This is a genomic window from Achromobacter sp. D7-1 (assembly GCF_059760445.1).
Map to the genome: position 1 here is coordinate 1 of NZ_JCBAMT010000163.1, position 2,748 is coordinate 2,748.

Below are 2,748 nucleotides of genomic sequence, written 5' to 3' on the forward strand. Positions count from 1 at the left end.
GCGCCGGCCCATGTGCCGGCGCCACGGCCTCGCGCCACGCGCCATCTCGCCATGACCGCCCGCCAGACGCCCGCCGCCACGCACCGGGCCGAGGCGGGCGTCGTTCATTCCCTTCCCGTTTCGCCCGAACTGATCACGGCACTGCGCCGGGCCTTGCTGGCTCTGCCTGAGCGTCCACCGCGCATCGCCGTGGCGCTCAGCGGCGGCGCCGATTCGGCCATGCTGGCCGTGCACGCGGCCGCCTTGGTGCGCGAGTTGGGCATGGAACTGATGTTGTTCCATGTGCATCACGGCTTGCAGGACGCCGCCGATGCATGGACGCAGCATGTGCGCACGCTGGCGGATCTGCTCGCGCTGCCGTTGTCGGTGGCGCGGGTCGAGGTGGCCCAGGCCGCGGGCAAAGGGATCGAGGCGGCGGCGCGCGATGCCCGCTATGCCGCGTTGGCGCAATTGGCGCGAGAGCAGGGCGTGACGCATATCCTTTTGGCCCATCATCGCAACGACCAGGCGGAAACCGTCTTGCTGCGCCTGTTGCGCGGCACCGGTCTGGCCGGCATGGCTGCCATGGCGCCGGTGTCCAGGCGCGATGGCCTGCTCTACCTGCGCCCCTGGCTGGAAGTGGACCGCGACGCGATCCTGCATGCCGCGGATGCGGTGGCGGCAGCCACCGGCTGGCGTCCGGTGCAGGATCCCACCAATGCCGATCCCCACTACACGCGCGCCGCTCTGCGCGAATTGCTGGCCCCGGTGCTGGACGCCCGCTGGCCGGGGTGGCGCGGCATCGTCGCGCGGCACGCGCGGCACATGGGCGAGGCGGCCGAGATCCTTGACGAGGTGGCGCGGGAAGATTTCGCCACGCTCGACCCTTCCGGCGACGGCGCCAGCTTTTCGCTGCAGGCGTGGCGCGGATTGTCCGAGGCGCGCCAGGCGCATGTGCTGCGGCACTGGCTGGAACGCAATGGCGCCAGGATGCCGACCGACGCCAGGATGCGCGATCTGCTGCGCCAACTGCGCGGGCTGCACAGCCTGGGCCATGACCGCCAGTTGCGGGTCGAGCAGGCCGGCCACGTCATCCGCTGCCACCGGGGCAGGGTCTGGGTCGAACCCAGGGAGTAGGCGGGCTCGTCCCGCTTGGTGTCCCCCAAAAGTCGCGGTGTGGACGGAATTTTGCACAAGCTGCGCAAATTTTTACCGTCGCGCTAGAATATACGGCTTTGCCCGTCAACCTTTTGCGGCGGGTTCCCAGCCAGAGTACGAGATGTCCCTGATCGTTCACAAATATGGCGGTACTTCGATGGGCTCGGTCGAGCGCATCAAGAACGTGGCGCGTCGCGTCGCGAAGTGGCACGCTGCCGGCCACCAGGTTGTCGTTGTTCCGTCGGCGATGGCAGGCGAGACCAATCGCCTGCTCGGCCTGGCGCGCGAGATTACGCCCCAGCCCGACAGCCGCGAGCTCGACATGATTGCCGCCACCGGCGAACAGGCCAGCAGCGGCCTGCTGGCCATCGCGCTGCAGGCCGAAGGCGTGCCGGCGCGCAGCTATGCCGGTTGGCAAGTGCCCGTGCGCACCGACTCGTCCTTCACCAAGGCGCGCATCTCGTCGATCGACGACGAGCGCATCCGCGCCGATCTGGACGCAGGCCGCGTGGTCATCGTCACTGGCTTCCAGGGCATCGACCCCGAAGGCCACATCACCACGCTGGGCCGTGGCGGTTCCGACACCTCGGCCGTGGCCGTGGCGGCCGCCATCAAGGCCGACGAATGCCTGATCTACACCGACGTGGACGGCGTCTACACGACCGATCCGCGCGTGGTGCCGGAAGCGCGCCGCATGGCCGTCGTTTCCTTCGAGGAAATGCTGGAAATGGCGTCGCTGGGCTCCAAGGTCCTGCAAATCCGCTCGGTTGAATTCGCCGGCAAATACCGTGTGCCGGTCCGGGTCCTGTCCTCGCTGACCGACCCGCTTATCCCGCTCGCAGAAGAAATGGTCTCGGGCACGCTGATTACTTTTGAGGAAGACGAAAAAATGGAAGCCGCCGTTGTCTCCGGCATCGCCTTCAGCCGCGACGAAGCCAAAATCACCTTGCTGGCCGTTCCGGACAAGCCCGGCATCGCCTTCTCCATCCTGGGTCCGGTCGCCGCCGCCAACATCGACGTCGACATGATCGTGCAGAACCAGTCCGTGGCTGGCACGACCGACTTCTCGTTCACGGTCAACCGCAACGAGTTCGCCCGCGCCGTCGATCTGCTCAAGCGCGAAGTCATCCCCGCCGTGGGCGCGCGTGAACTGTCCACCGACGAAAAGGTCGCCAAGGTCTCCATCGTCGGCATCGGCATGCGCTCGCACGTGGGCGTGGCCAGCCTGATGTTCCAGACGCTTTCGCAAGAAGGCATCAACATCCAGATGATCAGCACCAGCGAGATCAAGACCTCGGTGATCATCGACGACAAGTACATGGAACTGGGCGTGCGCGCGCTGCACAAGGCCTTCGGCCTGGACCAGGCGCCTGGCGAAAAGGCCTGATATAAGACTCCGGCACGATTTTTTTTGCGATGTACGCCCGATAGCGGGCAAGAGTGAAAAAAGTCGTGCTAGAATCTCGTTCTCTTCGGAGATGTGCCCGAGAGGCTGAAGGGGCTCCCCTGCTAAGGGAGTATGTGGCTAAAAACTGCATCGTGGGTTCGAATCCCACCATCTCCGCCAGATTCTCTCCGATCTGGCTTCGGTCAGCACCGGAGATAAAAAAC

At 65.9% G+C, this 2,748-nt stretch carries 2 protein-coding genes and 1 tRNA gene; all 3 read left to right on the plus strand.

The window, feature by feature from the left end:
* Positions 1-141: 141 nt before the first annotated feature.
* The 3 genes from tilS (at position 142) to AC6LKD_RS32545 (ending at position 2,704) form a co-directional block, all read left to right on the plus strand.
* The gene (gene tilS, locus AC6LKD_RS32535; protein ID WP_041655896.1) at positions 142-1,116 is read left to right on the plus strand and encodes a tRNA lysidine(34) synthetase TilS; all 975 of its coding nucleotides are present in this window, start codon (positions 142-144) and stop codon (positions 1,114-1,116) included.
* Positions 1,117-1,258: 142 nt separating this feature from the next.
* Positions 1,259-2,524: an aspartate kinase gene (locus AC6LKD_RS32540; protein ID WP_041654177.1), complete on the plus strand. Its 1,266-nt coding sequence runs from the start codon at positions 1,259-1,261 to the stop codon at positions 2,522-2,524.
* An 87-nt stretch (positions 2,525-2,611) separates the two neighbouring features.
* Positions 2,612-2,704 (plus strand) — tRNA-Ser (locus tag AC6LKD_RS32545).
* Positions 2,705-2,748: the final 44 nt, after the last annotated feature.

Coding starts and splice junctions, on each gene's coding strand:
- AC6LKD_RS32540 (WP_041654177.1), top strand. CDS start 1,259: ATGTCCCTGATCGTTCACAAATATGGCGGTACTTCGATGGGCTCGGTC.